This is a genomic window from Leifsonia sp. 115AMFTsu3.1, assembly GCF_004362795.1.
Taxonomy (GTDB): domain Bacteria; phylum Actinomycetota; class Actinomycetes; order Actinomycetales; family Microbacteriaceae; genus Leifsonia.
In genome coordinates, this window is the sequence record NZ_SNYB01000002.1 from 970,597 (window position 1) to 987,773 (window position 17,177).

Annotated in this window: 21 protein-coding genes; 13 read left to right on the forward strand and 8 right to left on the reverse strand. The window is 70.5% G+C overall.

Annotated elements, in window-relative coordinates:
• Window positions 1-222 precede the first annotated feature (222 nt).
• From glyA to AXZ95_RS15675, 3 genes are all read left to right on the forward strand, one after another.
• Window positions 223-1,566 (forward strand): serine hydroxymethyltransferase, encoded by a 1,344-nt coding sequence (glyA, locus tag AXZ95_RS15665; protein ID WP_018191849.1) that lies wholly within the window; start codon window positions 223-225, stop codon window positions 1,564-1,566.
• A 94-nt stretch (window positions 1,567-1,660) separates the two neighbouring features.
• A complete protein-coding gene (locus tag AXZ95_RS15670) occupies window positions 1,661-2,542 on the forward strand; it encodes a bifunctional methylenetetrahydrofolate dehydrogenase/methenyltetrahydrofolate cyclohydrolase (RefSeq protein ID WP_018191848.1) in 882 nt (293 codons plus the stop codon).
• Entirely contained in the window at window positions 2,539-3,027 is a 489-nt protein-coding gene (locus AXZ95_RS15675) for a YbaK/EbsC family protein (RefSeq protein ID WP_018191847.1), read from the forward strand. Before AXZ95_RS15670 ends, AXZ95_RS15675 begins: the two co-directional genes overlap by 4 nt.
• A 106-nt stretch (window positions 3,028-3,133) precedes the next feature.
• Here the strand turns inward: AXZ95_RS15675 and AXZ95_RS15680 are convergent, their stop codons facing one another.
• The 3 genes from AXZ95_RS15680 to galT all read right to left on the reverse strand — a co-directional run bounded on the left by AXZ95_RS15680 (window position 3,134) and on the right by galT (window position 6,381).
• Window positions 3,134-3,940, reverse strand: coding sequence for an MBL fold metallo-hydrolase (locus AXZ95_RS15680; RefSeq protein WP_231374459.1), 807 nt, complete (start codon window positions 3,938-3,940; stop codon window positions 3,134-3,136).
• A gap of 69 nt (window positions 3,941-4,009) precedes the next feature.
• Entirely contained in the window at window positions 4,010-5,170 is a 1,161-nt protein-coding gene (galK, locus tag AXZ95_RS15685; RefSeq protein ID WP_018191845.1) for a galactokinase, read from the reverse strand.
• Window positions 5,167-6,381, reverse strand: coding sequence for a galactose-1-phosphate uridylyltransferase (gene galT / locus AXZ95_RS15690; protein WP_018191844.1), 1,215 nt, complete (start codon window positions 6,379-6,381; stop codon window positions 5,167-5,169). The genes galK and galT overlap by 4 nt, the downstream gene beginning before the upstream one ends.
• Before the next feature lie 82 nt (window positions 6,382-6,463).
• Here galT and AXZ95_RS15695 point away from each other — a divergent pair, with 82 nt between their 5' ends.
• Both AXZ95_RS15695 and AXZ95_RS15700 read left to right on the forward strand, forming a co-directional pair.
• Window positions 6,464-7,249 (forward strand): DeoR/GlpR family DNA-binding transcription regulator, encoded by a 786-nt coding sequence (locus AXZ95_RS15695; protein WP_018191843.1) that lies wholly within the window; start codon window positions 6,464-6,466, stop codon window positions 7,247-7,249.
• A gap of 16 nt (window positions 7,250-7,265) precedes the next feature.
• The gene (locus AXZ95_RS15700; RefSeq protein WP_018191842.1) at window positions 7,266-8,201 is read left to right on the forward strand and encodes an aldose 1-epimerase family protein; all 936 of its coding nucleotides are present in this window, start codon (window positions 7,266-7,268) and stop codon (window positions 8,199-8,201) included.
• On the opposite strand, the gene AXZ95_RS15705 is transcribed toward AXZ95_RS15700, so the two are convergent.
• Window positions 8,180-8,884, reverse strand: coding sequence for an SDR family oxidoreductase (locus AXZ95_RS15705; protein ID WP_018191841.1), 705 nt, complete (start codon window positions 8,882-8,884; stop codon window positions 8,180-8,182). The genes AXZ95_RS15700 and AXZ95_RS15705 overlap by 22 nt on opposite strands.
• A gap of 92 nt (window positions 8,885-8,976) precedes the next feature.
• Between AXZ95_RS15705 and AXZ95_RS15710 the strand changes: the two genes are divergently transcribed.
• Window positions 8,977-9,543, forward strand: a complete 567-nt coding sequence (locus AXZ95_RS15710; RefSeq protein ID WP_018191840.1) for a TetR/AcrR family transcriptional regulator — start codon at window positions 8,977-8,979, stop codon at window positions 9,541-9,543.
• A 67-nt stretch (window positions 9,544-9,610) separates the two neighbouring features.
• Here AXZ95_RS15710 and AXZ95_RS15715 read toward each other — a convergent pair whose 3' ends face one another.
• Window positions 9,611-10,705 carry an ionic transporter y4hA gene (locus AXZ95_RS15715; protein WP_018191839.1) on the reverse strand — a complete coding sequence of 365 codons (1,095 nt, stop codon included), beginning with the start codon at window positions 10,703-10,705 and terminating at the stop codon, window positions 9,611-9,613.
• 105 nt (window positions 10,706-10,810) lie between these two features.
• On the opposite strand from AXZ95_RS15715, the gene AXZ95_RS15720 reads away from it, so the two are divergent.
• The gene (locus AXZ95_RS15720) at window positions 10,811-11,416 is read left to right on the forward strand and encodes a DUF4232 domain-containing protein (protein ID WP_018191838.1); all 606 of its coding nucleotides are present in this window, start codon (window positions 10,811-10,813) and stop codon (window positions 11,414-11,416) included.
• A 13-nt stretch (window positions 11,417-11,429) separates the two neighbouring features.
• Here the strand turns inward: AXZ95_RS15720 and AXZ95_RS15725 are convergent, their stop codons facing one another.
• Entirely contained in the window at window positions 11,430-11,984 is a 555-nt protein-coding gene (locus AXZ95_RS15725; RefSeq protein WP_018191837.1) for a hypothetical protein, read from the reverse strand.
• A 69-nt stretch (window positions 11,985-12,053) separates the two neighbouring features.
• Here AXZ95_RS15725 and AXZ95_RS15730 point away from each other — a divergent pair, with 69 nt between their 5' ends.
• The 4 genes from AXZ95_RS15730 to AXZ95_RS15745 are packed head-to-tail and all read left to right on the forward strand — an operon-like array spanning window position 12,054 to window position 15,065.
• Window positions 12,054-12,947 (forward strand): DUF6578 domain-containing protein, encoded by an 894-nt coding sequence (locus tag AXZ95_RS15730; RefSeq protein ID WP_018191836.1) that lies wholly within the window; start codon window positions 12,054-12,056, stop codon window positions 12,945-12,947.
• Window positions 12,948-13,001: 54 nt separating this feature from the next.
• A complete protein-coding gene (locus AXZ95_RS15735; RefSeq protein ID WP_018191835.1) occupies window positions 13,002-14,204 on the forward strand; it encodes an AAA family ATPase in 1,203 nt (400 codons plus the stop codon).
• Between the two features lie 34 nt (window positions 14,205-14,238).
• The gene (locus AXZ95_RS19810; protein ID WP_231374458.1) at window positions 14,239-14,598 is read left to right on the forward strand and encodes a hypothetical protein; all 360 of its coding nucleotides are present in this window, start codon (window positions 14,239-14,241) and stop codon (window positions 14,596-14,598) included.
• 47 nt (window positions 14,599-14,645) lie between these two features.
• Window positions 14,646-15,065 (forward strand): hypothetical protein, encoded by a 420-nt coding sequence (locus AXZ95_RS15745; protein ID WP_081626617.1) that lies wholly within the window; start codon window positions 14,646-14,648, stop codon window positions 15,063-15,065.
• Between the two features lie 12 nt (window positions 15,066-15,077).
• Here AXZ95_RS15745 and AXZ95_RS15750 read toward each other — a convergent pair whose 3' ends face one another.
• Together AXZ95_RS15750 and AXZ95_RS15755 are read right to left on the reverse strand one after the other, a co-directional pair.
• Entirely contained in the window at window positions 15,078-15,479 is a 402-nt protein-coding gene (locus AXZ95_RS15750) for a hypothetical protein (protein WP_018191832.1), read from the reverse strand.
• On the reverse strand, window positions 15,476-16,012 hold the full coding sequence (locus tag AXZ95_RS15755) for a barstar family protein (protein WP_231374457.1): 537 nt from the start codon (window positions 16,010-16,012) through the stop codon (window positions 15,476-15,478). Before AXZ95_RS15755 ends, AXZ95_RS15750 begins: the two co-directional genes overlap by 4 nt.
• 89 nt (window positions 16,013-16,101) lie before the next feature.
• Here AXZ95_RS15755 and AXZ95_RS15760 point away from each other — a divergent pair, with 89 nt between their 5' ends.
• Both AXZ95_RS15760 and AXZ95_RS15765 read left to right on the forward strand, forming a co-directional pair.
• Complete coding sequence (locus tag AXZ95_RS15760; RefSeq protein ID WP_133638928.1) at window positions 16,102-16,596, forward strand: hypothetical protein; 495 nt, start codon at window positions 16,102-16,104, stop codon at window positions 16,594-16,596.
• Entirely contained in the window at window positions 16,580-17,122 is a 543-nt protein-coding gene (locus AXZ95_RS15765) for a hypothetical protein (RefSeq protein ID WP_018191829.1), read from the forward strand. The genes AXZ95_RS15760 and AXZ95_RS15765 overlap by 17 nt, the downstream gene beginning before the upstream one ends.
• Window positions 17,123-17,177: the final 55 nt, after the last annotated feature.

Consider the following 17,177-nt stretch of genomic DNA (forward strand, 5'->3'; position numbering starts at 1 on the left):
CTCCGCCCGCCCCGCATGCGTCGGCCATCAGCGAGTATCGCAGGGCCTTCGGCGATGGGCAAGGGTTCCGCCCGGCCCCCGCTTTGCTATGCTTGGCCCGTCGCGACTGGCGCTCAGATGGTCACCATCGGGGAGCGACACGGAACCTCGAGAACACGGATGGATGCGGCCGCGCGCCTGGGTCGCTACGCAATGGTCCATCCCTGTACGAAGGAGCCGGCAATGACCGATACCCTCCCCTCGACGAGCCCAGCGTTCTCGTCCTTTGGCGCCCCTCTGGCGGAGGTCGACCCCGAGATCGCGGAGGTGCTGCAGCTGGAGCTCGGCCGCCAGCGCGACTACCTCGAGATGATCGCCTCCGAGAACTTCGTGCCGCGCGCGGTGCTCGAAGCGGTCGGCTCCGTCCTCACGAACAAGTACGCGGAGGGCTACCCGGGTCGCCGCTACTACGGCGGCTGCGAGTACGTCGACATCGCCGAGCAGCTCGCGATCGACCGGGCGAAGGCCCTGTTCGGCGCCGAGTACGCCAACGTCCAGCCGCACTCCGGCGCGTCGGCCAACGCGGCCGTACTCTCCGCCATCGCGACGCCCGGCGACACCATCCTGGGCCTGGAGCTCGCCCACGGCGGTCACCTGACCCACGGGATGAAGCTCAACTTCTCGGGCAAGCTCTACAACGCCGTGTCGTACGGCGTCGACCCCGAGACGTTCCTCGTCGACATGAACGTCGTGCGCGACAAGGCGCTCGAGCACAAGCCGCAGGTCATCATCGCCGGCTGGTCGGCCTACCCGCGTCAGCTCGACTTCGCGGCGTTCCGTGAGATCGCCGACGAGGTCGGAGCGAAGCTGTGGGTGGACATGGCGCACTTCGCCGGTCTCGTGGCCGCTGGGCTGCATCCCTCGCCCGTGCCCTTCGCCGACGTGGTCAGCTCGACCGTCCACAAGACCATCGGCGGCCCCCGCTCCGGCTTCATCGTGAGCCGTGACACCGAGCTCGCCAAGAAGCTCAACTCCAACGTGTTCCCGGGCCAGCAAGGCGGACCGCTCATGCACGTGATCGCCGCCAAGGCGACCGCGTTCAAGCTCGCGGCGACGGAGGAGTTCACGGACCGCCAGGAGCGGACCATCCGCGGCGCGAAGCTGCTCGCCGAGCGCCTGACCGCCGACGACTCCCGCGCTGCCGGTGTGGACGTGCTCACGGGCGGAACCGACGTGCACCTCGTGCTCGCCGACTTGCGCACGTCGGAGCTCGACGGCCAGCAGGCAGAGGACGTGCTGCACGAGGTCGGCATCACCGTGAACCGCAACGCCGTGCCGTTCGACCCGCGCCCGCCGATGGTGACCTCCGGTCTCCGGATCGGCACCCCGGCGCTCGCGACCCGCGGCTTCGGCGACACCGAGTTCACCGAGGTGGCCGACATCATCGCGCTCGCCCTGCGTCCGGGTGCGGACACCCGCGCGCTGCGTGCCCGCGTCGACGCGCTGACCGCGGCCTTCCCGCTCTACCCGGGCCTGACGCCGTCCGGCGCCGAGGCCGTTCAGGTCGAGCTCCCCTCCTCCATCTGACCCACCCCCCGTCGAGTACACGAACTTTGCACGTTCGCGAGGCGTTCGCCGTGCAGTTTTCGTGTACTCGACGGTGGAAACGCAAGGAGACAACGTGACCGCACAGATTCTGGACGGGAAGGCGACCGCCGCCGCGATCAAGGCGGAGCTGAAGGAGCGCGTCAGCGCGCTGCGTGAGAAGGGCATCGTCCCGGGGCTCGGCACGATTCTGGTCGGCGACGACCCGGGCTCGCAGTGGTACGTCGCGGGCAAGCACCGCGACTGCGCCGAGGTCGGCATCGCCTCCATCCGCCGCGACCTGCCCGCCGACATCTCGCAGGCCGAGCTGGAGGCCGTGGTCGAGGAGCTCAACGGCGACCCCGACTGCACCGGCTTCATCGTGCAGCTGCCGCTGCCGGGCCACCTCGACACCGACGCCATCCTCGAGCTCGTCGACCCGGCGAAGGATGCGGACGGCCTGCACCCGACGAACCTCGGCCGCCTGGTCCTCAACGTCAACCGGCCGATCACGTCGCCTCTGCCGTGCACGCCGCGGGGCGTGATCGAGCTGATGCTGCGGCACGGCATCGACATCCGCGGTAAGGATGTCGTGGTCGTCGGGCGGGGAGTCACGGTCGGGCGCTCGATCGGCGCCCTGCTGACCCGCCGCGAGTACAACGCGACCGTCACGCTCACCCACACCGGAACCCACGATCTCGACGCTCACCTCCGACGCGCCGACATCATCGTGGCCGCCGCCGGTGTCGCCGGGCTGGTCACCGCCGCGAACGTCAAGCCCGGCGCGATCGTGCTCGACGTGGGCGTGAGCCGCGTGGAGGACCCGGTGACCGGCAAGAGCGTCGTCGCGGGCGATGTAGCTCCGGATGTGGCCGAGGTCGCCTCCTGGGTCTCCCCGAACCCGGGCGGAGTCGGCCCGATGACGCGTGCGCTGCTGCTGCAGAACGTGGTCGAGTCGGCGGAGCGGGAGCTGCTGTGACCGACGCGTCGCGCGAGCGGACGCATCCTGCTGTCGAGCGCGTCGAAGCGGCGCTGCTCGCGGCAGGGGTCGAGCCGCGGGTCCGCTGGTTCGAGTCGGCGACGCCGACCGCGGCGTCTGCCGCCGCCGAGCTCGGGGTCGAGGTGGGGGCGATCGCGAACTCGCTCGTCTTCACCATCGACGGCGAGCCCCTCCTCGTGATGACCTCCGGCGCCCACCGCGTCGACACCGCGTTCCTCGGCGAGCGGCTCGGCGGCCGCATCCGCCGCGCCGACGCCGAGACCGTCAAGGCGGCGACCGGGCAGACGATCGGCGGCGTCGCACCCGTCGGTCACCCCCAGCACCTGCGGACCGTGGTGGATGTGGCGCTCGCCGGCTACCCGGAGGTCTGGGCCGCCGCGGGTCACGCCCACACCGTCTTCCCCACCACGTTCGACGAGCTGGTGCGCCTCACCGGCGGCGACCCGCACCCGGTCGAGCCCTAGCCCCTCCTCATCCCGCCCCCCACCGTCGAGTCCGCAAACTTTGCACACGACGCGCCGTCGGAGTGTGCAAAGATTGCGGACTCGACGGTGGGCAGAGGGGAGCGGGTCAGCGGTCGACGACGACGATGAAGCGCTTCGTGACGATGCGCTCGCCGGGCGTGCCACGGAGTTCGCCGAGGGCCGCGAGCACGCGGTCGAGGATGCGCGGGCGCAGCGGCAGCGGCGCCTCGTCCGGCTGGTCCACCGTCCCCGCCGGATAGTCCACGCCCGGCTCCGTGGACATCTCGATGTGCGCGCCGCGCAGCTCGCGCACGGGCGCGGGCGGGTCGTCGCGGAAGCGGATCAGCCGCTCGATCGTCGCCCGGTACTGGCCGAGGTCGCGCACATACAGCCGGGCGGGTAGGACGGTGTCGCCGGTGAACAGGATGCCCGTCTGCCGGTCGAAGAACACGACGGCCGACGGCTCGTGCCCCGGCCCGCCGATGACGTCGATCACCCGGCGGCCGAGGTCGTAGGCGACCGTCGCGTCCGGCCAGGTCGGGAAGCCGAAGAAGCCGATCACCTCGGCCGGGCTGGTGCCGACGACCGTCGTGCCCGGCCGATCCCGCAGCAGCGCGTCACCCGCGATGTGGTCGCCGTGCGCGTGCGAGTGCGCGACGACGAGGGGATACGGCCGCACGAACACGACCGGGTTGCGCCGCAGCCAGTCGGCGATCAGGCCTTCGACCGTCGCTCGCAGCGGGAACACCGCCTCATCGGAGGTCGCGCCGGTGTCGATCAGGAGGGCCCGCTCACGCCCGAACAGCAGGTAGAGGAACGGCGCCTCCCAGTGCGACGTCTTCGGCTGCCGCACCTGGACGGTGTCCGCGTCGAGCCACACGACGACCGGATCGTTCACTCCCTGTCCACTCACGCGTCACAGTGTGACACCGCAGGGTGACCGGGAGGTGAACCGGCCGAACAGGCCGAACAGGCCGCCCGCTCAGCTCTCGCGCCGAGCACCCTCCGACGCCTGCACCGTGAAGAGGTCCGGCTGGCCGAACCCGTGCTCGGCGAACGCGCCGTCCAGCGCGACGAGCACGCGGCTGAGCGCGTCCGTCGGCACGAGGGCGATGGCCGAGCCTCCGAAGCCGCCGCCGGTCATCCGCGCGCCGATCGCGCCGTTCGCCTGCGCCGTCTCCACGGCGAGGTCGAGCTCGGGCACCGAGATCTCGAAGTCGTCGCGCATCGACACGTGGGAGGCGTCGAGCAGCTCGCCGATCGCGGCCGGCCCCTGCTCGCGGAGGGTGCGCACGGTGTCGAGCACCCGCTGGTCCTCCGTGACCACGTGACGGACGCGACGGAAGGTCACGTCGTCCATGAGCTCGCGCGCGCGGTCGAGGTCGCCGACCGACACATCCCGCAGCGCTTCGACGCCCAGGATGCGCGCGCCCTCTTCGCACGAGGCGCGGCGCTCGGCGTATCCGCCGGTGGCGTGGGAGTGCGTCACACCCGTGTCGATGATGAGGATCTCGAGCCCGGCGGCCTCGAGCCCCAGCGGCACGACCTCGGAGTCGAGTGACCGGCAGTCGAGGAAGACGGCCGCGTCGCGCTCGCCGAGGAGGGATGCGGACTGGTCCATGATGCCCGTCGGCGCTCCGACCGCGACGTTCTCGGCGCGCTGGCCGACCCGGGCGAGGGTGCGGCGGTCGAAACCGAGGCGCCACAGGTCGTTGAGCGCCACGGCAACGGCGCCCTCGATCGCCGCGGAGGACGACAGGCCGGCGCCGACGGGCACATTGGAGTCGAGCAGGATGTCGACGCCCGGCACGGCGGCGAGGTCGGCGCCGAACTGGCCGAGAGCCCAGGCGACGCCCAGCGGGTACGCCGACCAGCCGGAGAGCACCTCTGGCGCCAGGTCGTCGAGCGGGATCTCGACCACCTCGTCCGCGAAGGTGCTCCCGACACGGATGACGCGGTCGTCACGCGCCCCGACCGCGGCGACGGTGCGCCGGTTGATCGCGAACGGCAGGACGAATCCCAGGTTGTAGTCGGTGTGCTCGCCGATCAGGTTGACCCGGCCGGGGGCCGACCAGACGCCGTCGGGTTCGCGGCCGAACACCTCGGCGAAGTCGTCGCGGACGCCCGTACGCAGGTCGGTCATCGGTCAGCCTCTCGGTCGGAAGTGGATGCGGTGCCCGCCGGAGCCGCGACGGGCTCGGTGACGAGCCCGGTCACGGAGACCGGCAGTTCGCCGACCGGGTTGTCGCGGTCGGCGCGGGCGACGGCCTCGCGGAGCGCGGCGGCCGCCTGCTCGGGCGGGATGTCGCCCACCCAGGCGCCCATGGCCGACTCCGAGCCGGCCAGGAACTTCAGCTTATCCGCGCCGCGGCGGGGCGAGGTCAGCTGGAGCATGAGGCGGATCTCGTCCCGGCGAACGCCGACGGGGGCCTGGTGCCACGCGGCGATGTACGGCGTGGGGGAGTCGTAGAGCGCATCCACCCCGCGCAGCACCCGAAGGTAGAGCGTGGCCAGCTCGTCCCGCTCGGCGGCGTTGGTCTCGGAGATGTCGGCGACGTGGCGGTGCGGGAGGACGTGGATCTCGATCGGCCAGCGCGCGGCGAACGGCACGTATGCCGTCCAGTGCTCTCCGGCGAGGACGACGCGCTCGCTGGTGCGCTCCCGCTCCAGGATGTCGGCGAACAGCGTCGGTCCGTACGCGTCGAGCGAGCGGATGAGCGCGGAGGTGCGCGGCGTGACGTACGGGTAGGCGTAGATCTGCCCGTGCGGATGGTGCAGCGTGACGCCGATGGCCTCGCCGCGGTTCTCGAACGGGAACACCTGGCGGACGCCGGGCAGGGCGGAGAGCTCGGTGGTGCGGTCCGCCCACGCCTCGATGACCGTGCGTGCGCGCGACGGGCTGAGGCTTCCGAAGGATCCGGTGGTGGCCGGGCTGAAGCAGACGACTTCGCAGCGGCCGACGGACGTGCGTGTGCGCCCCAGACCGACCTGGGCCAGGTCGTCGATCCCCTCGGGGGCGTTGTCGTCGACGAGCAGCGGCCCGAAGGAGGGCGACTTGTTCTCGAATACGGCGACATCGTAGAGGTCGGGGATCTCGGACGGGTTCGTCGGTGTCGCGGGAGCGAGCGGATCGAGCTCGGCGGGTGGGAGCATCACCCGGTTCTGGCGCGCTGCGGCGATGGAGACCCACTCGCCGGTGAGCGGGTCCTGCCGCATCGTCGCGGTGGCCGGTCGGGGTGCGGGCTCCCGGAGGTCGGGCTTGCGCTCCGGGCCGAGCGTCGTCTCGGCGTCGTCGTAGTAGATGAGGTCCCGTCCGTCGGAGAGACGGGTGGGACGCTTCGTGATCGAGGCCATGCCATCCTTTCGATTGCGAAAGCGAGGATACCGCTTCTGCTTTCGTATTGACAAGCAATCGCAAGCGCTCCAGCATGGGCGTATGAGCGAAGCCCTCCCCGCGGCGCTCCGGCGCGAACGGATGCTCGAGCTGATCGGGCGCGCCGGCTTCGCCCGGGTGTCCGACCTGAGCGAGGCGTTCCAGGTCTCCGACGTCACCGTCCGCAGTGACCTGGATGCGCTCGACCGCGAGCAGAGCATCCGGCGCGTCCACGGCGGGGCTGTGCTGCGAACAGCAGGGATGCGGGAGCCCAGCTTCGAGGAGGCTCTGGAGTCGTCGGCAGAGGAGAAGCGCCGGATCGGCCTGGCTGCGGCGGCGATGGTCTCCTCGGGCAGCAGCGTGCTGCTCGATGTCGGAACGACCCCCGCCGCTATCGCCCGCGCCCTCGTCGAGCGGGACGACCTGGAGAACGTGACGGTCATCACGAACGGCCTGACCATCGCGCTCGAACTGGAACGCGCCATCCCGCGGTTCGAGGTCGTCGTCACCGGCGGCACTCTGCGGCCGCTGCAGCACTCGCTCGTCGAGCCGCTCGCCGCCGTTCTCCTGGGCCGTGTGCACACCGACATCGCCTTCATCGGCTGCACGGGCGTGCATCCCACCGGCGGCATCACCAACGTGAACCTGCCCGAGGCCGACCTCAAGCGCGTCATGGTCGGTTCCGCCGAGCGGGCGATCGTGGTGGCCGACGGCAGCAAGCTCGGCCGCACGCATCTCGGCCGGATCGCCGCGGTGGATGAGGTGGCTGAGCTGGTCACCGGCGAGTCGGCTGCACCGGAGGCGGTGGCGGCCCTGCGGGACGCGGGGCTGCCGGTGGTCGTCGCCTGAGGCCTAATCTGTTGCCATGCGACCCGCCACCGGTGAACAGTACGAACTCGATTTCGGCGACCTGAGCGCCACCATCGTGCAGGTGGGAGCCGGCATCCGCTCGCTGCGCTTCGCCGAATCCGACCTGACCGAGCCTTACCCTTCGGGGGAGCAGCCGCCCTCGGCGTGCGGGATCGTGCTCGTCCCCTGGCCCAACCGGGTCGCGGACGGCCGGTGGGAGTTCGACGGGGAGCCGCGGCAGCTCGACCTGACCGAACCGGCGAAGCGGAACGCCATCCACGGCCTGCTGCGGCGCCGCCCGTATGAGCTGGTCGAGCAGTCCGACTCAATGGTCACGCAGGCCGCGACCGTCTATCCCGAGCCCGGGTACCCGTTCCTTCTCGACACCACGGTGACCCACGAACTGCACACCGAGGGGTTGCAGGTCACCCACGCCATCAGCAATGCCGGCGAGACGGCGGCGCCGGTGGCCGTCGGCGCGCACCCCTACCTCCGCATCGCGGACGTTCCGCCGGAGCAGTTGACCGTCACCGTGGCTGCGCGCACCCGGTTCGAGACGGACGACCGAAGCAACGTCACCGGCGAGTCGCCGGTCGCTGGCACGTCGTTCGACCTCTCGGCGGGCCGCCGGGTCAGCGAGCTGGAGCTCGACACCGGCTTCGCCGACCTGCCCGACGGGCCGGTGGAGCACATCCTCGCCGCCGATGACGGCCGCCAGGTCGTGCTCTGGGCCGACGAGGCGTTCCGCTACGTGCAGGTGTTCACGCACCGGTCGTTCGCGACGAAGCCCGGGGGAGTGGCCCTGGCGATCGAGCCGATGACCGCCCCGGCGAACGCCCTCAACTCGGGCCGCGGTCTGCGCTGGCTGGAGCCGGGCGAGACCTGGTCGGTGAGCTGGGGCGTCCGCCCGGAAGGATTCGGCGGCGAGGCCTATCTGGCCAGCTGGGGGTAGAGCACGCGAACGTCCTCGTGGAGGTGCGACTTGACCTGCTGCGCGACCTCTCCGACGATCGCCTCCGCTCCACCCTCCTGCACGGTGACGAGGGCCTCGTCGGCGACCTGACGCGGCGGGACCTTCACGCCGGTCGCGTCCGCCGCCATCTCGGTGTCGACGTAACCGACGTGGACGCCGACGACCTGGATGCCCGCGGGCGCGAGCTCCACGCGGCTCGAGTTGCTTGCCGACCACAGGGCGGCCTTCGTCGCGCTGTAGGAGCCGAAGGCGAGCCAGCTGAGGGCGGAGTGCATGTTCACGATGGCGCCGCCGCCGTTGGCCTCGAGGACGGGGGCGAAGGCGCGCGTGACGAGCACCGGTCCCCAGAAGTTGGTGTCGAACTCGCGGTGGATCTCGTCGAGGTCGCCGGTGACGAGCGACTCGTTGACGGCGATGCCCGCGTTGTTGACGAGGATCGTGACGTCGCTCGCGACCTCGGCCGCCTGGCGGATGCTGTCCGCATCGGTCACATCGAGGGCGAGGGGGACGACGCGCGGGTCGTCGCTCGTGACGGTCTCGGGGCGGCGGGCGGCGGCGTAGACCTTCGTCGCGCCGCGCTCGAGGAGCGCTGCGACGAAGGCGGCACCGAGGCCGCGATTGGCGCCGGTGACGAGGGCGACGCGGCCGGTGATGTCGGTCATGTGAGGAGTCCTTCCGAAGGTAAACCGATCTGTGTACTCGCAATGTACACAGATCGGTTTACTTTTTGCAAGCGCCTGACTAAGATCGAGGCATGTCCACAGCCACCGCCCGGCCGAAGCCGCGGGATCGCGTGCTCGCGGCCGCCGCACGTCTGTTCGTGCGCGAGGGTGTCAACGCGGTCGGCGTCGACCGGCTCGCCCAGGAGGCCGAGGTCTCGAAGCGCTCGATCTACCAGCACTTCGACGGCAAGGATGCGATCGTCGCGACCATGCTCCAGGAGTACGGGCCGCGTGTCGTCACGGGATACTTCGACGCCGACGAGGGTGCCGCCCCACGGGACCGCGTGCTCCACGTCTTCGACGCCCTGCACGCCGCCGCAGAGGCCGGCGACTTCTACGGCTGCCCCTTCGTCAACGTTGCGACCGAGCTGCGCGACCGCGAGCATCCCGCCGCCGTGGTCGCCCGCGGGTTCAAGGACGAGCTGACCGCCTACTTCGAGCGCCAGGCCGCGGCCGCCGGAGCAGCTGACCCCCGCACCCTCGCCATCCAGCTGACCCTGCTGTTCGACGGCGCCTCGGCGAGTGCCGCCATGCGCGGCGGCACGCCCGACGCGGCCCGCCTCGCCGCCGCCCAGCTCTTCGACGCCGCGACTGCCTGACCTGCGCAGATTCGTGCCGGTGCGTTCTGGCGTCGCCAAACCGCACATTCGGCACGAATGTCGCGAGCTAGGGCGCGATCGACAGGAAGATGAACGCCGCGAACAGCACCAGGTGGATGCCGCCCTGCAGCCGCACCGCGCGTCCCTGCACGATGGTGAGGATGCTGACGAGCACTGTCAGCACCAGCAGAACGATCTGACTCGACCCGAGTCCGAGGTGCAGTGCGCCCGGCAGCCAGATCGACGCGACCGCGATCGCCGGAATGGTGAGCCCGATGCTCGCCATCGCCGAGCCGAGCGCCAGATTGAGGCTCGTCTGCGTGCGGTTGCGCGATGCCGCCTTGGCTGCGGCGATTCCCTCCGGCAGCAGCACGAGCAGCGCGATGACGACGCCCACGAACGACTGCGGCAGCCCGATCCCGGTCACCGCCCGCTCGATCGGTGTCGACTCCAGCTTGGCCAATCCGACGACCGCGACCAGGGACACGAGCAGAAGCCCGAGGCTGATCAGGGCCGCGCGCTTGGTCGGCGCTTCGGCGTGGTCGTCCTCGGTCAGGGGCTTGCCCTTTCTGCCCACCGGGAGGAAGAAGTCGCGGTGCGCCACCGTCTGGGTGAAGACGAACATCCCGTACAGGGCGAGGGAGGCGATCGCCGCGAACACCAGTTGCGGTCCGGAGAACACCGGGCCGGGCGCCGACGTGAAGCTCGGCAGCACCATCGTCAGGGTGGCGAGCGCGGTGACCGTCGCCAGGGCCGCTCCACTGCCCTGCGCGTTGAAGGCGGTGGACTCGCGTCGGGATGCGCTGAGCAGAAGCGAGAGGCCGACGATGCCGTTCATCGTGATCATCACGGCCGAGAAGACGGTGTCGCGCGCGAGCTCGGGGGAGTCCTTGCCCGTGGTCATGAGCGTCACGATCAAGGCCACCTCGATGATGGTGACCGCGACGGCGAGAACGAGCGAACCGAAGGGCTCCCCGACCCGGTGGGCCACCACCTCCGCGTGCTGGACGGCCGCCAGTACCGTCCCGGCCAGGACGACGGCGATCACGATGACGGCGATCGTGTTCAGCTCCACCGCCCAGAACGCCACCAGGACCACGACGCCGATCACCGGCACCCCGATCGTCCACCATCGTGCGAGCCAGGTGCCGAGCGCTTTCATGCATCCATCCTGCCAGGCCGCCCTCCGAGGGCTTCGGGACGGTTCCGTCGCCGTCGTCCGGCGGGTCCCGCGGGTTCGGCCGCCGGGGACCGGTTGGATGGGCCCATGACCGGGACTCCGACCCTCCGCGCGCTCTCCGCGACTGCCGTCGCATTCGCCTTCGCCGTCCTCCTGGCGGGATGCGTCTCGCCGAGTCCGGCGCCGACCGGATCGCCCTCCGCATCCACGACCTCGACGTCGCGGCCGACCCCGACCTCCACGGCGACCTCGACGCCGATCGACGGCCAGTGCGACACGGGAGACCTCTCCGGTACTATCGCGCAGGGTGGCGGCGGGGCGGCGGGCAGCGTCGAGGTGACCCTCGTGCTCACGAACAATGGTTCCAGCGAATGCTCTCTGCAGGGCTGGCCGGGCGTGTCGTTCGTCGGCGATGGAAACGGCACGCAGCTGGGTGCCGCGGCCGAGTTCGACCGCAGTACACCGCATCCGACCGTCGTGCTCAAGGCGGGCGGGACCGCCCAGGCGCCGCTGCGCATCACCCAGGCACTGAACTACCCCGAGGCGGACTGCGCTCCGAAGCAGGCCGACGGCTTCCGGGTCTACCCGCCCGGGTCGACCGAGTCGCTGTTCGTGAAGGACGCGGGCGTGACGGCGTGCACGAAGGATTCGGTGTCGCTGCTCACCGTCGGGGCACTGGTCGCCGGCAGCTGATCCGGCGTCCGAGTCACTGGCAGACGCGGGCGAGCGGTCCGTCCCACGACTCCCGCAGATCTGCCGCGGCCCTGTTCGCATCGGCGAGTGCCGCGCCGGGGTCGCCGGCGAAGGCGTGCCCGCCGACGGCGCCCTGCAGGTCGTCCAGCCTCCGGTCGACGGGATCGAGGGCGCGCTCCACGGCGTCCGTCGCGATGTCGCTCGTGTCCGCGCGGAATGTCGTCACCGCTTCCTGGATCGCCGACCCCGCCTCGACGGGATGCGCTCCGAGCGCGGCGAGGTGTGCATCCAGCGCGGCGTCGAGGGCATGGCGCGCGCTCCGGATCGTCGTGCAGTCGCGCCCCCGCTCGGCCGACGCCTCGGAGAACAGCGGAAACTCGGAGGCGGCCGCCACGCCGAGCATCGCGACGGCCGCAACGCAGCCCAGCATCAGCGCCGCAACTCCCGGCCAGAGCCGGACCGCACGCGCCAGCATCCCGGACCGGGTGCGGGTCGCCGCATCCACGGCCGGCGTCGAGCGCGGAGTGCCGGCATCGACATCCGGCACGCTCGGGCGCGAGATGGTCACGGTCGCAACGCTAGGGCCGCTCGGTGAACAGTTCGTTGCATGATTTCCGGTGCCCGGTAGCGTTGCGACATGGACGCCGCCTCCGCCATCGATGTACTCGTGTTCTCCGCGGAGTTCGCCTGCTGCGGCACGCCTTTCGCGGCCGGCGAGGATGTGACGTTGACGCTCCGCGCTCCCACCCAGGACTCGTCGGCCCACGATGGCGTTCCCACGTATCTCCACGAACTCCATCCGCATGACGACCGTGTGCCTCTCGCCGATGTCACGGGGCGCGTCGAGCGGATCGTCGCGTGGTACGAGCGCATGGTCCCGGTCCCCGGTGCTCACTACCGCACCAACGACCCCGACGACCGGATCGAACGCGACGTCGACCGGGTGCCGACCGAGGACCACCCGGCTGGTTATGGCGGCCCGGACTACCGGGTGCGCCTCCGCATCCCCTCCGGAACGCGCCTACCCGATCCCGCTCCCGAGCTGTCGCCTGCCCCCGACCTCGACGCCCCGCCGCCGCCGCGGATACTGCCTCTGCTGACGACGCTGGTCGCGGAAGTGGCGGCGGAGTTCGGAGACGCGGTGGATGTGCTCCGCGGCCGCGAGGACGCCTCCGTCACGCTGCAGCCGCGGCGGGAAGGGGCGGCCGCTGTGCGGTGGAACGCTTACCTCGATCAGCTCACGGCGGAGGTCGAGCACGCGGAGTGGACGCTGACGGACGACGGAGCCGGCGTCGCCGTCCTCCGCGACCTCGTCGCCGCAGCCGCGGCCGGACGCTTCTCCGAGACGGTGGAGGACTGGACGATTGTCTCCGTCGCGACGACGGCAGATGGGCGCGCGTACGAGGCGACGACGACCGTCTCGCGGTTTCCCCTCGGCGGCACCGTCATCATGGTGGGAGGGGCCGCCCTCGAGCGGGTGGAGCGCGCGCGGTCCGGCGATGCGTTCCTTCCGTGGGTCGATGCGCTCTGACCTCACCGTGCGGCCGCTGAGACTCGCGTCGGCGGCCCTCGATACGATCCCGGAGTGATCTCCACCGTCGCCGTCTCCGGCTACCGCTCGCTGCGCGACCTCGTCATCCCGTTGGGGCGGCTGACGGTGGTGACCGGTGCGAACGGGGCGGGCAAGTCGTCGCTCTACCGGGCGTTGCGCCTGCTGGCCGGGTGCGGGCGGGATGAGGTGGTCGTCGCGATCGCGCGCGAGGGCGGACTCGACTCCACCCTATGGGCCGGTCCGGAGCGGCTCGGCCGGGCGATGCTCCAGGGCGACGCGCCCGTCCAGGGCACTGTGCGTCGTGATCCGGTCGCGCTCCGGCTGGGCGTTCAGCTCGACGACGACGGCGTTGGCATCGGCTACGCCCTCGACCTCGGACTGCCGCAGCCCAGCAAGGACACCGCGTTCGGCCGCGATCCCGAGCTGAAGCTGGAGACCGTGTGGACGGGTCCTGCGCCTCGACCGTCGAGCCTGGCGGCCGAGCGGCGCGGCGGCCACGTCCGTGTGCGCGGCGACGACGGCGGCTGGACGGAGCTCGGGAAGACCCTGCGCACGTTCGAGAGCATCCTCACCGAGGTCGTCGATCCCGTCCGTGCCCCGGAGGTGCTGCGGGTGCGCGAGAACCTGCGCGCGTGGCGCTTCTACGACCACTTCCGCACCGACACGGCGGCCCCGGCGCGGCTTCCGCAGCTCGGAACGCGCACGCCGGTGCTCGCCGCCGACGGGACGGATGTCGCGGCGGCCATCCAGACCATCCGCGAGTCGGGCGGCGGCGGCCCTTTCGACGCGGCCGTGGATGCGGCGTTCCCCGGCAGCCGGGTCGAGATCGTGGTCGACGGCGCGCAGTTCTCGGTGGCCGTCCGGCAGCCCGGGCTGCTCCGTCCGCTCGCGGGCGCGGAGTTGTCGGACGGCACCCTGCGCTTCCTGCTCTGGGCGGCCGCGCTGCTGTCACCGCGTCCACCGCAGCTGCTGGTCGTCAACGAACCGGAGACCAGCCTGCACCCGGACCTGCTGCCAGCCCTCGGCTCCCTGATCGTCGCCGCGTCGGCCAACACGCAGCTCGTGGTCGTCACGCACTCCCACGAGCTGCAGGTCGCGATCCAGCGTTCCGCGGCCGACCGCGACCTCGTCGACGACGTGAGCCGCATCCACCTGGAGAAGCAGCTGGGGGAGACCCACGTGCGCGGCCAGGAGGGCCTCCTCGACCGTCCCACCTGGCACTGGCCCACCCGCTGAATGCTCATTGCGGCTCCGGTGTAGATTCTGGCGTGTGAGTGACCCCGGCCGGCGGCACCGATCGGACCGCACGGTCGCGCGCCCGCTGACGCCCATGAAAGAAAGCCGAGCGCCGGGACTCGCGCAGCCCGGGGGATGGCTGGCGGGTGTCACAACGCCCCCGCGGCCGGTGAGCACGTGGGGGATGGCCTGGCGGCTGACCGCGCGGTGGACGGCCACGTTGGTCATGTCCGCCTTCCTCGCCGCCGCCATCTGGTCCGTCGCGGCGACGCCGTCGTCCCAACACTGGCTCGTGCTGCTCGCGGTCGTCGGTAGCTGGCTCTACAGCGTCCTGGTGACCGTCGTCCTCACTGTGGTGCTACTGCGAGCTCCCCGAGCGCCGCGCCGAGGGTGAGCGCCGCTCACGCCGCAGGCTACGGCCGCCGCCGGTATCCTTCACGCGTGTCTGAATTCGCGACCTACGTGGAGAACGTCGTGCGGCCGTATCCGGGGACGGGCAGGAAGCGTGACTCCGCTAGTTTGCTCCACGACTATTACGCGATCATCACCAACGTCGCAGGCGGCTATAACGACTACGTTGCCGAATACTTCAACGATCTCGCGCCCCGAGACTTCATCGAACAGGTTCTCCGCGATCCCACCGCTCAACGGTTCCCGGAGTTCGAAGAGTTCGTTCGCCAGGTCGATGACTTGGATGAGCAATTCCGGCGGCTGCTCACTCCGACACCGGTTGCGCCTGGCAAGGGCTGGTGGACCACGCACCTGCCACTACGTGCTGGACGCAGGTTCAACGACGAGATGTGGACACTCTTCGACTACCGAGCTGAACCCGCCGAAGACGGGGGCGGCACGTGGTACTGAGTGGCATGGCGGTCAACTGACCCGTCTGGAAAACGGGGGATCACCCCACCAGCCCACACCGCCGGCATCGAAGACGAGTTCATCGGCGAAGCGCCCCAGCGGCTCGGCGATACTGAAGTCGGCGATGTCCGTCCCGAACTCCTCCGCCGTCGGGTGATCGGTGTAAGCACCGGAGTATTGCTCGCCGGTTGCCGTGACACGCAGCCCCACGGTGGGACCCCAGGGCGATCCGTAGATGGCGCAGAAGCCGTCGTCGAACGCCCACGCTTCGACGACGGTGACCTCTTTCGCGGAAGTCGGGCCGCCCGAACGGAGACGCTCAAGACAGCTCAGCAGAGCGGTCTGACCCCACGACAGCTCGGGGAGAGCCCGCAGCTCGTCGATCGCTGCGCTGTGAGCGGGGGTCACGCTCACGGCGCGGCCCCGCCCACGCGGTCGGAGAGGAACCACTCGCGTGGGTTCCACGGGGGCTCCGCGCCACCGACCGGTCCGACATCCAGGAGAGGGTCATCCGACCGGATCACACACAGGATCCGGTTGCCGAGGAGTGCTCCGAGACGAGCCGTGTCGACGAGGAGGTCGAGCAGGATCCGACAGGCGGCCGGCATCGTCGCGCGGAACCGGTCGAGGCGGTCGAGTTCGATGATGAGTCCCCTGTCGGCCTCCGTCCATCCGTACGCCTGCTCGGCGACGTCCTGGAGGCAGTCGGACAGCGCGGCGAAGTTGCGGCCGTAGTAGGCGGGGAAGTCGAGGGCGGTACTCAGCGCGTCGTGAAGCTCGATTTCGTCGGTCCAGGATGCGGTATCCAGCCGGACGATGCGGTAGCCGGCCGACCGGAAGGAGGCGAGCGACTCATCGACGACGGCTGCCGAGTAGAACTTCGTCACGAATCCGTTCCTGGCCAGTTGGAATCCGAGATCCTGATCGTCCGCTTCCCACACAGCCACGAGAGAAACCTATCTCGCACGAGACGCCGTCGAGCAAGCAACGGCCGCTGCTCCAAGAGTCATCGCGGCTCCGGTGTAGATTCTGGCGTGTGAGCGACCCACGAACCTCCGGCCGGACCGAGGAGGCGGCGACGACACCGTCGGGGCCTGCCACCCGCCACCAGAGGAGATGGGGACCTTTCGTCTGGTACTCGATCGCTTTGTGCACCGGACTCGGCGTGCTCATCCACGGGACGGCGATGGCGCCGCCCTTGGGGTGGACTCCGCCCCTGGTCGCGGGTTTCTACCTGTTGTTCCTGTTCATCTGGACGATTCCCACGTCGACGCTGCTCGGCTTGGCACTCGGGCTCGGGCTGCGCTGGGCGGTCGACTGGTCTGAGCGGCGGGCGCCCGCATGGTGGCGCTCCGGGATCGCGCTGTCTCTCGCCTACGGTTTGCTGGCAGCGGGAGGCTTCGCTCTGATCTTCTCCCGGGCGTGGACGAACGGGGTGGGCCTGTTCGCGGCGGGAGCGGGCTTCTGCGTGGGCGTGGCGATAGTGCTCGTCCTTCGGAAGACGCTGGACACTCGTGCAGCGCATCACTGACCCCGATCGCCTCCAGGCCGTCGTCGGCCTGAGGGACGCTGCCGCCGACGGCCCCTACGACCTCCGCGCCGAGTGGCTGTCCGCGACGGGTTCCTTCGTTCTCGCACAGGAGGCTGCATCGCGGATCGACCCCGACCAGATCGAGCGCATCATCAGAGCGAGCGCCGTGCACGGCATCGGGGGCTACATCGCCGTGTCGAATGACGATGCGTTTGTGGACCCGACGACGATGGCCTTCGAGGTCGACGTGACGCAATCGGAGCTCCACGCCTGCAGCGACGAGTTCTTCGGCCTCAACATGATGCTCTTGGCGCCGGACCATGCCGTCGCGCTGCTCTCCACCGTCGACGACTATTCGATCCTTGCGGGCCCTCGAGCCTTCATCCTCGGCTACGAACCCGACATCGATCGGGCGCTCGAGGAGTTCAGATCGTTTGCGCTTCAGCAGATTGAGAGCCTCCGCCCTGCTGCTCTTCGGGCGCTCGAGACTTTTGAGAGCCGTCTCCCGACACGATCGGTCGACTGAACGTTCCGCGGCGGGCAAGAGCTTGTCCTACGGCGCCGTCGAGCAGCGAAGGGCC